Here is an 18,745-nt window from a genome sequence, read left to right on the forward strand (position 1 = left end):
TGTATACTAGTTCAAAACCTTTATTATTCAAGTGAACATTTGAATCAATTAGAGGTGTGATCATTCGCGCCAGCAATTATGATTATAAGCCGGCATGTGAGCTTGTTAGAATTAGACTTAATGGTTAGAATCCGGCCTTCATTTATACTTTAACGAGTCATTAACCCAGTTTATGAATAGTCAATACGAAGCTTCTGACATTGAAGTCCTAACGGGGCTCGACCCAGTTAAAAAAAGACCGGGGATGTATACCGATACGGTGAGACCTAATCATTTAGTACAAGAGGTACTTGATAATAGTGTCGATGAAGCAATTGCGGGTTTTGCAAGTGAAATAGTCGTAACTTTATATAAAGATGGCTCGGTCAAAATTGACGATGATGGACGAGGGATGCCAGTGGATGTTCACCCAGAACATGGTGTTCCAGGTGTCGAATTAATTCTGTCCCGTTTGCACGCTGGCGGAAAGTTTTCAAATAAAAACTATCAATTTTCTGGTGGTTTGCACGGCGTCGGCATTTCTGTGGTTAATGCGTTGTCATCTCGGGTTGATGTGGAAGTTAAGCGTACTGGTAAGCGTTGGCACATGGCTTTTGAGAATGGTATCAAAGTAGCAGATTTGACAGAGCTTGGAACAGTAGGACAGCGAAACACCGGTACATCTGTTCATTTTAAGCCAGACCCTGTTTATTTTGACTCGGCTGTGATTTCGTTATCTAAGTTGAAACATGTACTTCGAGCCAAAGCCGTCCTTTGCCCTGGTTTGCATATTTATTTGAAGGATGAAATCAATGCTGAAAAATTAGAGTGGTTTTATCAAAATGGCCTAACCGATTATTTATTAGGTGAATTAAAACATTTAACTTTATTGCCGCCAGAAGGCTTTGTGTCGGGTGCGAGTAGCGAACGCGAATCGGTTGAGTGGGCAGTTGCTTGGTCAACAGATGCCGGTGAAGGGATTACTGAAAGTTATGTAAACTTGGTGCCTACATCACAAGGTGGTACGCATGTTAATGGTTTACGCACAGGATTGACCGAAGCGGTCAGAGAGTTCTGCGAATTCCAATCGTTACTCCCTCGCGGGGTTAAAATTACGCCAGATGATGTCTGGGAGCGCTGCCATTATGTGCTATCTATCAAGTTAGAAGACCCACAGTTTTCAGGCCAAACAAAAGAAAGGCTGACATCTAGAGAATGTGCAGCTTTTGTCTCGGGAACGGCTAAAGATAGTTTTAGTCTGTGGTTAAATCAACACCCCGCTATAGGTGAAGAAATTGCCCAGATTGCTATTCAACGTGCACAAAATAGGCAACGTGCGGGTAAAAAAGTTATTCGTAAAAAAGTGACCAGCGGCCCAGCTTTGCCAGGAAAATTAGCAGACTGTTCATCCCAAGACTCCGATCGTTCTGAACTATTTTTAGTTGAGGGGGACTCTGCAGGCGGCTCTGCTAAACAGGCGCGTGATCGTGAGTTTCAAGCTATTATGCCGTTACGAGGAAAGATTTTAAATACCTGGGAAGTAGACCCTGCTGATGTTTTAGCCTCGGAAGAAGTACACAATATTTCAATAGCAATCGGTGTGGAGCCCGGCTCCTTAGATTTAAAATCCTTACGTTACAATAAAATTTGCATTCTTGCCGATGCGGACTCTGATGGGCTACATATTGCCACTCTCTTATGTGCTTTATTTGTTCGGCATTTTTCGGCATTGGTCGAAGCAGGGCACATTTATGTGGCGATGCCGCCTTTATACCGAGTTGATGTGGGTAAGCAGGTGTTTTACGCCCTAGATGAAGCCGAGAAAGAAGGTGTGTTAGATCGTATTGCGGCTGAAAAATTAAAAGGCAAAATTAATGTACAGCGTTTCAAAGGCTTAGGTGAAATGAACCCTGCTCAACTTCGGGTGACTACACTTGACCCGGATACACGTCGCTTAGTGAGACTAGATATGACATCGGGTGATCAAACCCATGCCAAAATGGATATGTTACTTGCAAAAAAACGTGCTTCAGACCGTAAAGCATGGTTAGAAGAAAGTGGTAATTTGGCAGATATATAAGAGAACATTATGACGACAACATCTTTTGAAAACATTGAAACGCTGCCATTAAAAACATTTACTGAAAAAGCGTATTTGGACTATTCCATGTACGTTATTTTAGACCGTGCATTGCCACATATCGCAGATGGTCTTAAACCTGTTCAGCGCCGTATCGTCTATGCGATGTCTGAATTAGGCTTATCTAATAACGCAAAATTTAAAAAATCAGCGCGAACAGTGGGTGATGTACTGGGTAAATTCCATCCGCATGGTGATAGCGCTTGCTATGAAGCGATGGTGCACATGGCGCAACCGTTTGCTTACCGTTACCCATTGGTAGATGGGCAAGGAAACTGGGGCTCACCAGATGACCCAAAGTCTTTTGCGGCGATGCGTTATACAGAATCACGCTTAGCGCCTTATTCAAACAGTTTGTTGAGCGAGTTAGGGCACGGCACGGTTGAGTGGACCGATAATTTTGATGGCACTTTACAAGAGCCTAAGTTGTTACCCGCACGCTTACCCAATTTATTATTAAATGGTGTGACAGGGATTGCCGTAGGGATGTCCACAGATATACCGCCACATAATTTAAATGAAGTGGCGAGCGCTTGTATCCGCCTATTGGATGAACCAAAGGCAGATATCGATACGCTGATGGAACATATAAAAGGACCGGACTTTCCGACAGAGGCCGAAATAATCACGTCGCGTGATGAGATTCGTGCAATGTATGAAAAAGGCTCAGGTGGTCTACGTGCGAGAGCGCGTTATGAAATGGAGCAGGGTCAAATTATTGTGACTGCGCTGCCATATCAAGTATCTGGGGCGAAAGTGCTGGAACAAGTTGCGTCACAGATGCGTGCCAAAAAGCTACCTATAGTAGAAGATTTACGAGACGAATCAGACCATGAAAACCCAACACGATTAGTTATTGTGCCGCGCTCTAAACGAGTCGGTGTCGAACAATTAATGTCGCACCTTTTCGCAACAACCGATTTAGAGCGAACCTACCGTGTCAATTTCAATGTAATCGGCTTAAGTGGAAAACCGCAAGTTAAAAACTTGAAAGTATTATTAGCGGAGTGGTTAACTTATCGGCTTGAAACCGTTAGAAAACGTTTGGAGCATCGTTTAGATAAAGTAAATGATCGCTTACATATTTTAGATGGGTTATTGATTGTCTATTTAAATATTGATGAAGTCATTCGGGTTATTCGAGAAGAGGATCATCCTAAAGATGCATTAATGCAGCAATTTAATATTACTGATGTTCAGGCACATGCGATTCTTGAGATTAAATTGCGTCAGTTAGCAAAGTTAGAAGAGTTTAAAATTCGTGCAGAACAGGAAGAATTGACGAAGGAGCGTGATGAGTTAGAAAAAATTCTAGGCTCAAAACAACGTTTGCGGACATTGGTTAAAAAAGAAATTCAGGCAGACGCTCAATTGTATGGAGATGTTCGGCGCTCGCCGATTGTCAATCGGTCAGCAGCACAGGCGTTAGATGAGCGAGCGCTTATTCCCAATGAGCCTATGACGGTTGTTATTTCACAAAAAGGCTGGGTTCGTGCCGCTAAGGGCCATGATATTGACCCAAAGAGTTTAACGTTTAGGTCAGGTGACGAATACTTAGCATCGGCAAAAGGCCGCAGCAATCACTGGGTTTACTTTTTAGACTCAACAGGCAGGGTATATAACTTACCAGTTCATGGGTTGCCATCAGCGCGTGGGCAAGGCGAGCCGATCACCGGTAGTTTGAAACCACCTGTCGGTTCTATGTTTACGGATGTTATTGCAGGTGTAGATGAGCATATTATGCTGGCATCTGATGCTGGCTATGGTTTTGTTACAAATCTGAATGACTTACAAACTAAAAATAAAGCAGGTAAGGCTTTATTAACAATACCAGAAGGTGCAAAGCTACTATCACCAGCGTTATACGAGGCTGAAGAGGGCTGGGTTGCGATTGTCAGTAAACAAGGCCGGTTATTAATATTCCCTGTGAGTGAAGTGCCGGTATTAAGCCGCGGTAAAGGAAATAAGCTGATTCAAATCCCGACTAAAGATTTAAAATCAGGGGATGATAAAGTGATCGGTTTTTGTGTGGTCAATGAGCAGCAAGCTATTCGTATTAATGCGGGTAAACGACATATTAATTTGAAATTATCTGATTTAGATGCTTATAAAGGAAAACGGGCCCAGCGTGGTGTTAAATTACCACGTGGTTTTCAAAACCCAGGTTCCATTGAATTACTTAACAAGAATTAAGTGATAGAAAAAAGAGAAAACACAAAAAAGCCAAGCATAACGCTTGGCTTTTTTGTGTGTCGAACTTTTTATTCACTAACGACCGGAATACCAGCAATTTTCGACTGCCATAAAGCAGGGCCTGTTTTATGTACTGATTCACCGGTAGAGTCGACTGCTACGGTTACGGGCATGTCTTCAACATAAAACTCTCGGATAGCTTCCATTCCTAAGTCATCAAAAGCGATAACTTTAGCTTCTTTTATTGCTTTAGAGACAAGATAAGCAGCGCCTCCAACAGCCATTAAATAGGTGGCTTTATGTTTTTTAATGGCGGCAATACCATCAGGACCACGTTCAGCTTTTCCAATCATACCCAGTAAGCCGGTTTTATCGAGCATCATCTCGGTAAATTTATCCATACGGGTTGCTGTTGTTGGGCCTGCTGGACCAACAACTTCATCTTTCACAGGGTCAACTGGGCCAACGTAGTAAATAAAACGATTTTTGAAATCAACACCGTCTGGTAACTTTTCACCCTTGGCAAACATGTCAGCAATGCGCTTATGTGCAGCATCGCGGCCGGTTAACATGTGACCAGTTAACAGTAGACGGTCGCCAGGCTGCCAAGTATGCGTTTCTTCTTCAGTGACAGTATCCAGATTAACGTGTTTAGTTTTTGCATCGGGTGCCCAGGCAATTTCTGGCCAATCTTCAAGCTTGGGTGGTTCTATATAGGATGGGCCAGATCCGTCGAGAACAAAGTGTGCGTGACGAGTTGCCGCGCAATTTGGAATCATTGCGACAGGTAGAGACGCGGCATGTGTGGGCATATGGTTGATTTTTACGTCTAACACTGTTGTTAAACCACCAAGGCCTTGTGCACCTATACCGAGAGCATTAACTTTTTCGTATAGCTCTAGGCGAAGAGCTTCGGCACGATTGCTGGGGCCACGGTCTTTAAGCTCTTGAATGTCAACATGCTCCATTAACGATTCTTTGGCTAGTTTCATGGCCATTTCCGCAGTGCCACCAACACCAATACCTAAAATGCCAGGTGGGCACCAGCCAGCCCCCATGGTAGGTACCGTTTTAAGTACCCAATCTACTAGGCTGTCACTCGGGTTCAGCATGACAAATTTAGATTTATTCTCAGAGCCACCGCCTTTAGCGGCAACATGAATGCTGACGGTATCACCCGGCACTACTTTCATGTGAATAGCGGCGGGCGTGTTATCGCCTGTGTTTTTTCTTGCGCCTAATGGGTCAGAGACGATAGAGGCTCTTAATACATTGTCGGGGTGGAGGTAAGCTTGTCTTACTCCTTCATTACACATATCTTCGACGCTCATGCTGCTGTCCCATTGGACATTCATGCCGATTTCCAAAAATATATTTGCTATACCGGTATCCTGACAGATGGGCCGGTGGTCCATCGCACACATGCGTGAATTAAGAAGAATTTGTGCCATTGCATCCTTTGCAGCGGGTGACTCTTCTAACTCATACGCTTGGCCTAACGCTTGAATGTAGTCCTTTGGGTGATAATAAGAGATAAATTGAAAAGCAGCTGCGATACTTTCAATAAGGTCATTTTGTTTGATAATGGTCATTAAAACACCCTGTTTGGTTAAAAAACTTATTGTAACAAAGTGATCGGGTATACGTTATCTCTTACGTTGTTGAAAATAAGCTTTTCGAACTCTTCACTAGGCATTGGCTTGCCAAATAAATAGCCTTGTACGAAATCACAATTGAGGCTTTTTAGAAGCGTGCTTTGCTGCTCTGTTTCAACTCCCTCTGCAATGACATCGATACCCATACTGTGAGCCAAAATAATAATCGTCCGTATAATGTCAGAATCTATTGAGTTAAGCAGGCAGTTATTAACAAATGAGCGGTCAATTTTTAATAAATTAATTGGCAAACGTTTTAAATAACTTAAAGAAGAGTAGCCCGTTCCAAAGTCATCAATGGCAAGTTTGATACCTAACTCTTTTAATGTGTTTAGCTTTTCAATCATCAGTTGTTCGTTATTCATAACGGAACTTTCAGTTATTTCTAATTCAAGAAGCTTATGTGGAAGCTGAGTGGTCTCTAGAATAGACGATATTTTGTTTACGATGCCGTCATCTTCTAGCTGAAGTGTAGATAAATTAACGGCAACTCTAATTGGTTTTGCCCCTCGGTCAATCCAGTTTTTTAACGTTTTGCAGGCTGTTTCCATAACCCACTCGCCAATCATATGAATCTGCCCTGTTTCTTCAGCTAAACCGATAAAGTTATTCGGTGGAATTAGGCCTTTTTTAGGGTGTTGCCAGCGGACGAGGGCTTCCATACCGATAAGCTCGCCGTTTGTGGCGCTAAATTGTGGCTGATAAAAAACCTTTAATTCATCGCGTAAAATAACATTACGTAGTTCATTTTCTATGACTAAACGTTGGTTAATGCTCTCGGACATCGTATCGTCAAAGAAGACGTAAGGGCTTTTTGATTGCTTGGATAAATACATGGCAATATCGGCGTTCTTTATCAGGTTACTGACCGTCTTGCCGCTACTTGGATAGACACTGATGCCAAGACTGGCGCTAACGTGCATTTCTTTCTCTAAGAAAACAAAGGGCCTTGAGAGGTTGTTTTGTATTTTACGTGCTAGGGTTTCGATTATTTGATGTGATTTAACATCGGTTAAAGCGACAACAAATTCATCACCACCAAACCTTGAAATGATATCGACATCTCTAACACTTCTTGAGAGGCGCTCAGCAACAATTTTAAGCAGTAAATCGCCGGCTTCATGGCCATAGGAATCATTGACTAATTTGAAACGGTCTAAATCGAGGAAAATAACGGCCATTATTTTATGCTCGCGCTCGTGTTTGTTGATCAGCTCAGAAACTTTCTTAGTAAATAAAGACCTGTTCATTAGGCCTGTTAAATGATCTTTATGCGCTAAGTTAAATATTTGTTTTTCAGTTTGTTTGGTGGCTAATATTCGATTAATCCGATGAATAAAAAGAGACAAGTTTAATGGTGTTGAAAAATAATCGAGTGCTCCCATTTTAAATGCATTATTAATCGAGGTTTCACTCTCTAAGTTTGAGGTGATAGTGAAAGGAATACCGCTGCTATTAAAAACCTCACACGTTTTGACAAGCTCAATGTCATCATGAGATAAATCATGATTTAAAATAACGATATCAGGTTTATTTCGTTCGCAATAAAGCATCCCCTGATAATTGTTAATTACTTCATCTACATTGTGGCCACTATCTTCCAAGGCATTTTTGATTAAAAAGCGGTCTCTTTTGTCAGCGTTTATTAATAAAACCCTAGCAGGGTTAAGGTGTTGACTGACGACTGGGTTTTCAGTCTCACTGTTGTTTAGTCTTATAGAGACTTCTTTGATAACTAACTCAGCCTCAAATAGAATTATTTTATGTTGAAGGCCTAGAAATTTAGCTTCTCCATCATCACAAGCACTTTCTAATTTCTTGCAGGCTTGTGAAAGGCGTAGTGCAGCAATATCGAAAGCGCTATTTTTAACAGATTCTGCAAGACGTTTTATAGCAATCCTATCGAGCTTTGAGACACTATCTGTTAAGCGGGATAAGCTGAGAGGGGTTTGCTCAAGGAAAGACTGTAAAGTAGTTTTGAACTCAGCTCCAAGGTTTTGTTGCCGTTTTAAATATGTTTTTTCATCCAAGACTGTTTGTATGAGAGGTTTGTCTTCACTGTCCTCGATAGGGTTGGTTTGTGCAGCTTCTTGCGTAACCCATTTCTGTAAGGTGGTTTTTAATGTGGGCAGTGTTAATGGTTTTGACATGAAGTCATCCATTCCCGCCGCGATACATTGTTCTCGGTCAGCGTTTTGTTTGTTGGCTGTTAGTGCAACGATAGGTGTGTGTTTGTCGACAGTTTCAAGTTCACGTATTTGGAATGTTGCTTCATAACCATCCATCTCTGGCATTTGACAGTCCATCAAAATAAGGTCGAAGGACTGGCTGGAAAAAAGCTCTAATGCCTCAAGACCATCGTTAGCCAAGGTTACATTACAGTGGAAGCGTTCTAGCATGGCTTTAGCAACCAGTTGATTCGCTTTATTGTCTTCAACAACAAGAATTTTCTTAAATGAATAGTCTGGTAGGGGTTCTTTGAGTGCTTGCTGTTCAGGTAATAATGTTGGTTTTGATTCAACGGTTGAGCGTAAATGCAATAATAAATCAGATTGTTTAATTGGTTTAGTAATATGCCCAAATACGTTGAGCTCTTTTGTTGCATTAAGCTGACTTGACTGGTTAGCGATGAGGACAATTATCTTTGTGTTGGCTAAAGTATGGTCAGCGTTAATCATACGAATTAAGGCTGTTTGGCTAATGTTTGAACGAAGATTATCAATTAAAATATAATCGTAAGGCTTTGATAAAGTTTCGTGTTGACGTAGTTTCTTTATAGCTGTCATCCCATCAGTGACATGGTCGGCATGAAAAGGTGATGCTTGAAATTGTTGAACGATAAAACGGTGAGAAAAATCATCATCGCTAACCGTTAAAACATTAGGTTGAGTGGGTGATATTTCAGCGCTTGATAGTTCAAAGGCTTCGGCTTGCATGTCGACAGTAAAATTAGCAGTAAACCAAAAAGTGCTGCCTTTACCAACTTTGCTTTTTACGCCCATTTCACCGCCAAAAATAGTGACTAGCTGTCGGCTGATGGCAAGCCCTAAGCCTGTTCCACCATATTCTCGAGTAGTAGAGTTATCGGCTTGAGAGAAGGCAGTGAAAATTTTATTTTGAACTTCTTGAGGGATACCAACGCCGGTGTCTTTTACTTCAAATAATAAGGTTAGGTTGTTTTCATTCAATGCTGAGGTTGAGATAGAAATGCTCACCTCACCAGCCGGAGTGAATTTAATGGCGTTACCGAGTAAATTTTGTATGATTTGTTGGAGCCTCAACTCATCAGCAATTAGATGAAGAGGTACATCGGCATCTAAAAAATAGGCGATAGAAATGTTTTTGTGCTGAGTTTGAGCGCTGAGTAGGGTAATGGAGTTTTCCAACGTGTTACGTAAATTAAACGATTCTTCGTGTAAGTCGACATCTTGTTGGTTATATTTGGAAAAATCTAAAACATCATCGATAAGGCTTAGTAATGAATTTGCACTGCTAGAGGCAACCTTTAGGTATTCTTTCTGTTGGACGTTAAGGTCCATATCAGATAATAGTTCTAGCATGCCTGAAATACCATTTAAAGGCGTTCTCAGTTCATGACTGACATTGGCGGCAAACTCGCTTTTGACTTTAGCTGCCTCAATAGCGATGTCACGCGTAGTAATGAGTTCTTGTTCACGATTTTCCAAAATATGCATCATGTCTGTAAAGGCTTGTTCCATACGCATAATGTCTTCTGTGCTACCGATACCTTTGCGTTCAGTTCGCTTGCCTTGAGCAGCATTTAGCATATTTTTAGCTAAATTATCGATTGGTTTGCTAATACGTTTTGTGATGAATAAAAGAGCCCACAATAATAATAGGGCTAAGCTACCTATCACCATTAAGTTGTACTTATAAAAATCACTTTTAAGCGACCTGAGTACATTTTTTCCAACCGTTAGGCGCACGTAACCTAGAAGTTCTGGTTTAAATTCACTATCTGAATAAAGTAATGTTTCTTCATCGAGCGTACTATAAACAGGTGAGCTATAGCTCCACTCATGCTCATTTTCATAATCTAAAGACGTTGATTCTACTGGCAAGGTGTTAGGGCCTGCACTTAACAGGTCACTACTTTGGTAGATTACTTGCATTTTGTCATCATAGATCCCTGCTGCTTTAACATCCGGGAAGGAGAGGATTGATTCTACGACTAATTCAGCTTCATCCTGACTGAGATAGAGAAGGGCGATGCGACTGTTATTTCCTAATGACTCAACAAGCTGGAGTCCAGTTTGATTAAGGCTGTCATGAACACTTTTAGACGATAAATTGGAGGTGATTAAAGTGGCAATGGATATTAAAAGTATGATGCCAATAAAGTAGGTTGTCGTTAGGAGGTTTTTAAAACTACGTTGTGTTAAAAATTTGTAAAACGTTTTAATCATTTGCTGAGGCTCTTGGGTAGGTCAAAGCAAAATTGGTTTTTTGATCTAAACGAATGGTGTTTGGAAGATGTTTGGCTGTTCTAAGGTTCGCAACAACTAGGGATGACTGCATTGGCGTAACGGGTGATGCTTTTTGCCCACTTAATAGTCGAACTGTGGTGGTGGCTAGATCTCTTCCTATTTGTTGACTATCTGGAAGCAGTGATAATAAAGCCCCTCTTCGTACATGTGAGGGGTTAGTGGATATGACGACTTGTTGATATTTCCAAGCGTCCGATAAAATTCGTGGTAATAAGCTTTTACTATCAAAGGTGGGATCATGGTGTATAAGCCATAAAGCACTGTTAATATGGTCATTATTGCGAGCAATCTCTTTATAAATTAGGGCCGCTTGTTGCAAACTTGAGGCTTCGTATGGAATGACGGTTATTCCTGTGTTCGGGGTGTTTTCAATGGCTCTTTGAACTAACCAACCATTAGTTTTTGGATCAAAAACAACATGAATTTCCTTGACTGTTGGTTGTATTTTTTTTAATTCAGAAAAGAGAAGAGTGGGGTCTGGGGTCATAGAAATGCCATAACGGCCATTGTTGATATCATGGTCAGAAAGAAATAAGGCACCATAGGTTGTTTTATAAAGAGAGTTTATTTTTTCTTGTAGTGCTCGCCTGCCGCCACCTAATAAAATAACAGCGTCTGGGCTCTCTTGTCTAAGAGAATTTAGGATATCTGTCTCCAGCATTGAGTTATCCATTAATTGTGTTTGTACGTTTAGCTTAGGCTGTTCCTTAATGCCACTAATAATAGATTCAAAAAGTGTACTATAAGGTTTTCTAACATCAGGGTAAACAACAGTGATGTTGAAGGTAGCGCTAGCTTCTAATGTGTCATCAGCAAGTATTGTCGTTGTATAAAAAAGTATGGCAAGTAGAGCGGTACTATAAAATATCTTAAAATATATCATGTTGTTTAATCATCCCTGATTATTGTTTATTTGCCATTATCGACAGCTTTATCGATTTAATGAAAAGATTTTCTCAGTTCAACAAAAAAAGCTCTGCCAGCAAGAGGCAGGTCATCGGGGATGCTTCCAGGTGCTTCGGATGGCTCTTTGACTGTTTCATCGAGTAAATTTCTAGCCGATAAAGCAAGTTCTATGTCAGGGCTAAGTCCTTTTGCACGTAGAGTTAAATCAATGGTGGTGTAATTGCTTATGTCTGGGCGTAAATCGCTTGCAGCACGTTGCCTATCACGGACATGGTTTAGCTGTGAGTTAATTGACCAAACGGGCGATATGTCATAATTGGCTCTCAGATAAAGTTGTTGTTGAGGGGCATCTGCGGCATCGCTATTAGTGTCTTTATCCTCAGAAGACTGGTAGGCATAATTACCATAGATGGAAAGCTTGTTTGTTACATTCCAGTTTGCTTCCATTTCTAAGCCGTGCCCTGTTTGTTTGCCAGTATTGCTAGCCGTCGTAGGAGCAAATCGAATGATATCATCCATTACATAGTAGAACATATTCATGCTGAGTTTTAGGTTGTTGGATGCAACATAGTCAAAGGCTATTTCATAGGTGTCAATAATCCCGGGATCTAGATCTGGATTACCTAAAGCAATAGGGTTGTTAATATTGAACTGTTCAGCAAATGAAGGGGCACGAAAAGAGCGTCCGTATAAAAGCTTACTGGTTAAGCGGTAACTGGTTTGCCAGACTAAGGCTAGTCGTGGGTTAAGGGTGTCGCCAAAATCCGAGTAATGGTCGTAGCGTAGGCCGGCAGTTAAAGTCCAATCAGGAGCAAAGTCCCATGCGTCTTGTACAAAGCCATAATAAATTTTACGTGTTTTTTCTTGGTTGAAAGGGGCCGTATCGCTGACGTCAACTAGTCCGCCAAGAGGGATTAAGGCTGGGCCAAACGGTAAATAGTTTTTCTTTTCTTCAATTTTGTATTGGTCTTGATGGTGGAATCCAGCACCGAGACGAATATCATGTTTTTTTAAGCCAGTAAAAAAGCTAGATAAGTCAATTCGGTTATGGCGTTCGTATACATCCGGCTTACCCAGAACACCATTTGGAAAAGTATGGGCTGGAATACCTGTTGTATTAGCACCCGGTGGGAGTAATACTAAATCAGATCGGGTGATACTGTTAAAAAAGCTATATTGCGCTTTAAAGTCCCAGTTTTTAGAGAAATCTGTGTTTTTATACGTAACGTCCGCATTATAACGATCAGCATCTGCTTCACCAACGGGGTCAAGTGCTTGAAAAAGTCCAGCACCTGCCTGGCCGTCTCTTCTGGCTTGATACCCTAAACGTAATTGCCAATTGGCCTTAGAGAGATCAAGTCGGGTGTCTAATGCGCGGCGTCCTAAATTAATATTACCTGGCGCTAAAGAGGCAGAGGTTCCAGTAAGATTATCAAGTGTTGTTTGGAAATCTGAGTTTACGTTTTCGTGCTGGCCATGTGTATCTAAAACTTGAGCAGAGAACGCCATGTCCCAACCGGCTTTCGAACCGCCGTATTGTATCCAGCCTCGGTATTCATCAAAGCTCCCTGCGGACGCGCCTATTTCTAACCCATCTATTTCAGTGGGATTTTTAGTAATGATATTTATAGTTCCAGCAAACGCGTCAGCCCCATAAATAGCAGAACCTGGCCCCCTGATAACTTCGATACGAGAAATGTTCTCAACAGGCATCCCTCCCCAAGCCTGAGAACGGTCCCCAGTAAATATATTAGTAATAGGAATACCGTTGACTAGAAGTAAAGCTTGGGAGTTAAATTTTGATGTGATTCCTCGTATTTGGTATATAGGGTTATAGCCACCAGCAGTATAAGAGACATGCAAGCCAGGAACAGTTTCTAACACTTCATCAATATCACGGGCGCCTATTTGACGAATAGTTTTAGAAGTAATGATACTAGCAACAGCAGGTGCTTGTGACACTGTTTGCTTTCGCCCAGTGGCTATATAAATATAATCCTCATCACCATATATGTTTTCTAGGGTATCACCCCCCTCATCGTAGGCATATGAAGTGCTTCCAAAAATGAGAAATATTGTTAACAACAGCCAAGTAAGAGTTTTTTTCATGTCCGAGTCGATAAACTTTTATTAATTATAGTGAGCTTAGTTTATGTTTTGAAAATTACCAGTCTCTGCTATCTTTCCCGGTATAATTAACTCGTTGACAACTAAGAGGGAAAAAAGCCCCTTCTTTTTGATTAATGGAATCAATATAACAAGGAAGGATGCCAGCCGAAAAACCTAATATTGTTGCGTAATAATGATCCTGCCTAGTAAAGCCAATATCGGCCATTAGGGCTGCATCAATGCCAGCAGCATTTAAAGTAAGTCGGTATTTAGAGTTTGTTAAGATTTTTTCTATTTCAAAAGCTAATTTTAGATGAGGCCCATCTCCAAGGCCTAGTTTTTTAGCTTCTTTAAGTATTGGTGCAATTCGTTCATCAGCCTTAACAAGAGGGCGACCATAACCGCGAATTGATCGTTTTCTTTTAAGTTCTTCCAAGGTAAAGTCAATAAGGTTTTCATTGGTATCGACTGCTTTTTTCGCCCTTATTATGAAATCCATTGCGAGGTAACCTGCATTAGTTCCATAGATGTTTGCTTCTGAACAAGCTGTTGAGGCAGCTGTTGCAAGTGCGCCAGTAGATCTTGATGTTCCGGTAATGGCCGCAACTCTATTATTCCAGATTCTTGGGTCGGGGTAACTAATCGTTAGAGACCATATTTTTTCCATCAACTTAATTTCATTGTCTGAAAACATTTTATTTGTGATTCCAAAAATGAAATGTTTAAACCAAGATATATCATTAAGTTCTGTAAATAAGTCTTTGCCTCTATAAACGACACGTTCTCCTATAAATGCTGCGCCAATATCGGTTTGCCAGTTATCTTCAGCCTGCTTAAGTGTTATCGGACCTTTCATAGTTCGTCTTGGGATGTTTGGTTAGAGTTTGATGGGCCAGGGTCGTTGGTGAGGGTTAAGCCATTTCCAAAAAATGGGTATTTACGCCAGCCAAGCTTTTTTTGTTCAAGTGAGTGTGCTGCAGCGCCCGGAAGGCGAAGTAAAAGGTATAGCATTTCTGCTTGTTCATCCGTAAAACCTAAGTCGGTGAAGGCTGCGGCTATGACACCAGTCATGCCTAATGGCGCATCAGCAGCTTTTTCAAATATCTGTCGATTAGCTGATAAATAGCTGAGAGCTCCGTCAGAGTATATGGACGTTAAGTGATCCAATGTTTGTAAAACGGGGGTGGCACAACTTGCCCCATACGGGTCAAAGCCAGGGGTGTGTTCACTAGCTGGCCAAACTTCAATTTCTTCTTCATCTTGATAGTTGGATAAACTTTGCTTCCATTGAGTTAATTCAAATTCACACTGTTGCCATAAGCGCATCACTTGATAAACTTCCCTTGCCCCTCCATTTTTGCCAGCACTGGGTGCTAAGGCGGCCATTAAACAGGAAGCGGCGGTTGAACCGCCTACACCACCATTCATAGCAGCACGGACACCTAAATCACGAGGGCCCGGATTGGCAATAGCAATAGCGATAGCCTCTAATAGTTTAGACTCCCAGGGTAAGGGTTTTTCAAGTTTAAATAATAAAAAAATGTATTCGGACCAAGAGATTTTACCCAATAAGTCACCATAAACATTGTAACCAGAACAATAAGAAGCTTTGGCGGCAAATGGGTTGTCAGGTTCTTCTTCTTCAAACCAAATTTTAGTATTTATTTTTTCTTGTTCCATTGTTACTTCATCCCTTTTAAGCGCGTAGCAATAGGGGGAATTTCTTCTGCATCTATTCTAACGTCGAGTAGAGTGGGTCCTTTGCGTTCACAAATTTTATTAGTATCGAGCTGCAGTAAGTCATCGGCTGTTTCAATGGTATGACTCATGATGCCCATGGCTGATGCCATTAAAGCGTAACTAATATTCGGTAATGTGTTGGCTATATCGGCTGATTTATTTAATCGTTGACCATGTTTAACCATACCAAGATGTTGATCGTTCATCACAAGGAAAATAATATTTAACTTTTCTTGTAATGCGACTGTTATTTCGTTACCCGACATGAGGAAGCTGCCGTCACCAACAATACAAAGAACGGGATCATTTGGGTGCGCTAGTGCAGTACCGATGGCGCTTCCAACTGACCAACCCATTGAACAAAACTCAGTGTTAATTTGTAATAACCCGGCGCTAAATGCTCGTCTATCTTTTTGGTCTCTTTGTGAAGATCGGCGGCCACTAAAGCGCCTGTCATAGGGGTTTAAATAATGAACTGCCCAAGCCATATTATTGCCATTATCAGCTAAGTAACGGGTATTAGGTGGGAAAAGTTGAGTTAGCTGCGCCATTAAAAACTGTGGTTTTAATGGGCTAGACCGATCTTTGGTTTTTGTAGAGTCATCAAGCTCAAAATGGAGTTTTTTTTGATTATCTATACATATATCAGCGAATAATTGAGTTTTATCTATAACGGACTTAGTTGAGATTTTTTCTTTATGTTTAATTTGCGTTCTATTATTTTCTAAAATGGCTTCTAAGATAGTTGGAATATGACCGCCTACTTGGAGCTTCGCCATAGAAGATCTTGTTAGGTTATCTTCGTTATTATCAATATGTATTAGTTTGTTGTTCAATAAAGATAATTGGTCCCATGCATTACTGTTAAACTCACCTAAAGAAGAACCAATAAGGACAATAGAGTCAACGGCATCGGATTGAAGTGCTTTACTCGCACTCTTATGTCCGGCAAAACCAATAACACCTTTATAGGATGGGTGGTAAGGATTAATAAAACTTTTACCATCAGGTGTAGCAACAAATTCAATACCTAAATCATTAATGCAATCGGTTATTAATCGGCTACAACCTTTAGCGCCTGCACCGATTACGAAAATAGTCTTTTTTGAATGACGAAGTTCACTTATAAGAGCTTGTATAGCTTTTTCGTCTTTTAAGTAGGGGCGGCTTAATAAATTATTTATATTGACTGGATGTTGTTTAGGAGGGATATGGCTTTTTAATACATCAGTTGGAATGTTCAGGTGTGTTGGGCCTCCTGGCATACTAAAAGCAGACATGATAGCGGATACAAGTTTATGCTCAAATTGCCCCACATGCGTTATATAACTATTGTATTTGGTAAAAAACTGAAACATTCCAGGGATATTAACCCCTGTATCTCCAGATTCTTGGAGAGCCTTTTTACCTACTTTATCCTGAGATGCTTGAGGAGTGATAACAAGTAACGGGGTGTTATTTTCAAATGAGGAAGCAACACCGGTGATCATATTTGTTGCACCTGGGCCGGTAGTGGAACAGCAGACACCTAGTTTCCCGGTATTTCTTGCATAGGCGTCGGCCATAAAAACAGCCCCTGTTTCATGTCTAGCGGTGATAGCTTTTATGCCGCCACGTTTCTCACTTTTAGCTAAGGCATTGTAGAGTGGTTCGATAGCACCACCTGGAATGCCGAAAACATATTCAACACCAATTTTTTCTAAATAATCGAGGAGAAGCTCGCATGTGGCGATTTCATTTTGCGGGACTGCTTGTGTTAGGGTTAAACTCATCCGGTTCTCCATTGGATTTTTAAATACTTAACAATCAATAAGTTAGTAGATTAACTTAAATTATTATATTAAGTTAATAAAATTAATATAATTGTCCCTGTTTGTAAAGCCTTAATTTTGGGAGAAGAGAAAAACTTATGCTCTGAAAAATCATATTCTTAATGAGCCTAGCCAATGGGTAATAATTAAATAATGTGCTATTTGATTAGTGCTGGGGAGGGGGAGGTGTTGAAGTACGTCAACATCGTCTTGATGATGGTATTGACGTACTTCAATAAACAACCTTAACTATTACAACTTAACGATTAGGAATATGCAATGCTCTCTTATCAACAGCGAGGGCAGCTTCATGCAGTGCCTCAGAAAGTGTTGGATGGGCATGAATGGTTAATGCGAGATCTTCAGTGCTAGCAGAGTACTCTAGCGCCAATACTGCTTCAGCGATAAGCTCAGATGCTTGTGCGCCGATAATGTGCACACCTAGAATTTGATCTGTTTCTTCATCAGAGATGATTTTGACCATACCCGTGGTATCGCCTAGGGCTTGAGCACGACCACTCGCTGCAAAAGGGAACGTGCCTATTTTTACTTTTATACCTGCAGATTTAAGGTGTTGTTCGGTTTGCCCAACCCATGCAATTTCAGGACCAGTGTAGATAACATTTGGAATAACATCGTAGTTTATTTCAGGTTCTTCACCGTAAATGACTTCAGCGACGGCAACGCCTTCTTCAGAAGCTTTATGAGCAAGCATCGGCCCACGAATCAAATCACCAATCGCATAAACACAAGGTTGACTTGTTTGCCAGATCTCATCAACTTCAATAAAACCGCGTTCATCAAGTTCAATTGGAGACTCTGGAGCAAATAAATTATCTGTGTTGGGCCTGCGACCAACCGATACGATCAATTTGTCCAGTTCTATGGTATGTTCGCCTGAAGCATCTTCATAATTGACAGTTACTTTTTTAGCTTTTGTGGTCGCCTTGGTAACGCGGGCACCCATTTTGATATCAAGTCCTTGTTTCTTAAATTGCCGTTTGGCTTCTGCTGCTATTTTTGTATCTACTGCCGGTAAAAACTCATCTTGGGCTTCAAGTAACACAACATCCGACCCTAAGCGGTTCCATACGCTGCCTAATTCCAGGCCAATGACACCGGCCCCAATTACGCCTAATTTTTTAGGTGTTTTATCAAAATTCAGTGCGCCAGTGGAGTCGACAATATTTATGTTGTCGACAGGGGCAGAGGGGATATCGATAGGGCGTGAGCCGGTTGCTAAGATAATGCTGTCTGCTGAAATAACAGAAACATCATCAGTGTTGCTAGTGATTTCGACTTGCTTCCCAGCCAGTAATTTTCCGCGACCATGAAAGCTGGTGACTTTATTAGCCTTAAAGAGACCACTGATGCCACCGGTAAGACGACTTACGATATCGTCTTTGTTTTTGATCATTGTGGGCACGTCAATCTTCAGCCCAGTTACTTTGATACCATGCTCATCTAAGCCGTGGTTTAACTGTTCATAATGATGTGAGGACTCAAGTAGAGCTTTAGACGGTATGCAACCGACATTTAGGCAGGTGCCACCAAGGGATGCTTTATTGTTTTTATCAGTAAACTCATCAACGCAGGCTGTTTTTAGGCCAAGTTGAGCGCAACGAATTGCGGCGACATAACCACCCGGTCCACCGCCGATGACAACAACGTCAAATTTATTATCTAAACTCATGGGATGCTCCC

10 protein-coding genes are annotated in these 18,745 nt (G+C 41.2%); 2 read left to right on the forward strand and 8 right to left on the reverse strand.

Features of this window, described 5'->3' with window-relative positions:
* Positions 1–172: 172 nt before the first annotated feature.
* A complete protein-coding gene (parE, locus tag CPC19_RS05655; protein WP_015006237.1) occupies positions 173–2,059 on the forward strand; it encodes a DNA topoisomerase IV subunit B in 1,887 nt (628 codons plus the stop codon).
* Between the two features lie 9 nt (positions 2,060–2,068).
* Complete coding sequence (gene parC, locus CPC19_RS05660; protein ID WP_016390072.1) at positions 2,069–4,312, forward strand: DNA topoisomerase IV subunit A; 2,244 nt, start codon at positions 2,069–2,071, stop codon at positions 4,310–4,312.
* A 68-nt stretch (positions 4,313–4,380) separates the two neighbouring features.
* Here parC and CPC19_RS05665 read toward each other — a convergent pair whose 3' ends face one another.
* From CPC19_RS05665 to lpdA, 8 genes are all read right to left on the reverse strand, one after another.
* Positions 4,381–5,904, reverse strand: coding sequence for a fumarate hydratase (locus CPC19_RS05665; RefSeq protein ID WP_016390073.1), 1,524 nt, complete (start codon positions 5,902–5,904; stop codon positions 4,381–4,383).
* Between the two features lie 26 nt (positions 5,905–5,930).
* Positions 5,931–10,394 (reverse strand): EAL domain-containing protein, encoded by a 4,464-nt coding sequence (locus CPC19_RS05670; RefSeq protein WP_016390074.1) that lies wholly within the window; start codon positions 10,392–10,394, stop codon positions 5,931–5,933.
* Positions 10,387–11,358, reverse strand: a complete 972-nt coding sequence (locus tag CPC19_RS05675) for an ABC transporter substrate binding protein (RefSeq protein ID WP_016390075.1) — start codon at positions 11,356–11,358, stop codon at positions 10,387–10,389. The genes CPC19_RS05670 and CPC19_RS05675 overlap by 8 nt, the downstream gene beginning before the upstream one ends.
* Before the next feature lie 56 nt (positions 11,359–11,414).
* Positions 11,415–13,490, reverse strand: a complete 2,076-nt coding sequence (locus CPC19_RS05680; RefSeq protein WP_016390076.1) for a TonB-dependent siderophore receptor — start codon at positions 13,488–13,490, stop codon at positions 11,415–11,417.
* A gap of 55 nt (positions 13,491–13,545) precedes the next feature.
* Positions 13,546–14,346: a hypothetical protein gene (locus tag CPC19_RS05685; RefSeq protein ID WP_016390077.1), complete on the reverse strand. Its 801-nt coding sequence runs from the start codon at positions 14,344–14,346 to the stop codon at positions 13,546–13,548.
* Positions 14,343–15,170, reverse strand: coding sequence for a citryl-CoA lyase (locus CPC19_RS05690; protein WP_016390078.1), 828 nt, complete (start codon positions 15,168–15,170; stop codon positions 14,343–14,345). Before CPC19_RS05690 ends, CPC19_RS05685 begins: the two co-directional genes overlap by 4 nt.
* Before the next feature lie 2 nt (positions 15,171–15,172).
* On the reverse strand, positions 15,173–17,002 hold the full coding sequence (locus tag CPC19_RS05695; RefSeq protein WP_016390079.1) for a thiamine pyrophosphate-binding protein: 1,830 nt from the start codon (positions 17,000–17,002) through the stop codon (positions 15,173–15,175).
* Positions 17,003–17,300: 298 nt separating this feature from the next.
* Positions 17,301–18,734 (reverse strand): dihydrolipoyl dehydrogenase, encoded by a 1,434-nt coding sequence (lpdA, locus tag CPC19_RS05700; RefSeq protein ID WP_015006228.1) that lies wholly within the window; start codon positions 18,732–18,734, stop codon positions 17,301–17,303.
* Positions 18,735–18,745 lie beyond the last annotated feature (11 nt).

Origin of the sequence: Cycloclasticus sp. PY97N (genome assembly GCF_002443175.1) — a bacterium.
Classification (GTDB): Bacteria; Pseudomonadota; Gammaproteobacteria; order Methylococcales; family Cycloclasticaceae; genus Cycloclasticus; species Cycloclasticus pugetii.

Excerpts from the sequence above, each read along its gene's own strand:
- CPC19_RS05695 (WP_016390079.1), bottom strand. The coding sequence starts at position 17,002 with ATGAGTTTAACCCTAACACAAGCAGTCCCGCAAAATGAAATCGCCACA.
- CPC19_RS05685 (WP_016390077.1), bottom strand. The coding sequence starts at position 14,346 with ATGAAAGGTCCGATAACACTTAAGCAGGCTGAAGATAACTGGCAAACC.
- CPC19_RS05680 (WP_016390076.1), bottom strand. The coding sequence starts at position 13,490 with ATGAAAAAAACTCTTACTTGGCTGTTGTTAACAATATTTCTCATTTTT.
- CPC19_RS05690 (WP_016390078.1), bottom strand. The coding sequence starts at position 15,170 with ATGGAACAAGAAAAAATAAATACTAAAATTTGGTTTGAAGAAGAAGAA.
- parC (WP_016390072.1), top strand. The coding sequence starts at position 2,069 with ATGACGACAACATCTTTTGAAAACATTGAAACGCTGCCATTAAAAACA.
- parE (WP_015006237.1), top strand. The coding sequence starts at position 173 with ATGAATAGTCAATACGAAGCTTCTGACATTGAAGTCCTAACGGGGCTC.
- CPC19_RS05675 (WP_016390075.1), bottom strand. The coding sequence starts at position 11,358 with ATGATATATTTTAAGATATTTTATAGTACCGCTCTACTTGCCATACTT.
- CPC19_RS05670 (WP_016390074.1), bottom strand. The coding sequence starts at position 10,394 with ATGATTAAAACGTTTTACAAATTTTTAACACAACGTAGTTTTAAAAAC.
- CPC19_RS05665 (WP_016390073.1), bottom strand. The coding sequence starts at position 5,904 with ATGACCATTATCAAACAAAATGACCTTATTGAAAGTATCGCAGCTGCT.
- lpdA (WP_015006228.1), bottom strand. The coding sequence starts at position 18,734 with ATGAGTTTAGATAATAAATTTGACGTTGTTGTCATCGGCGGTGGACCG.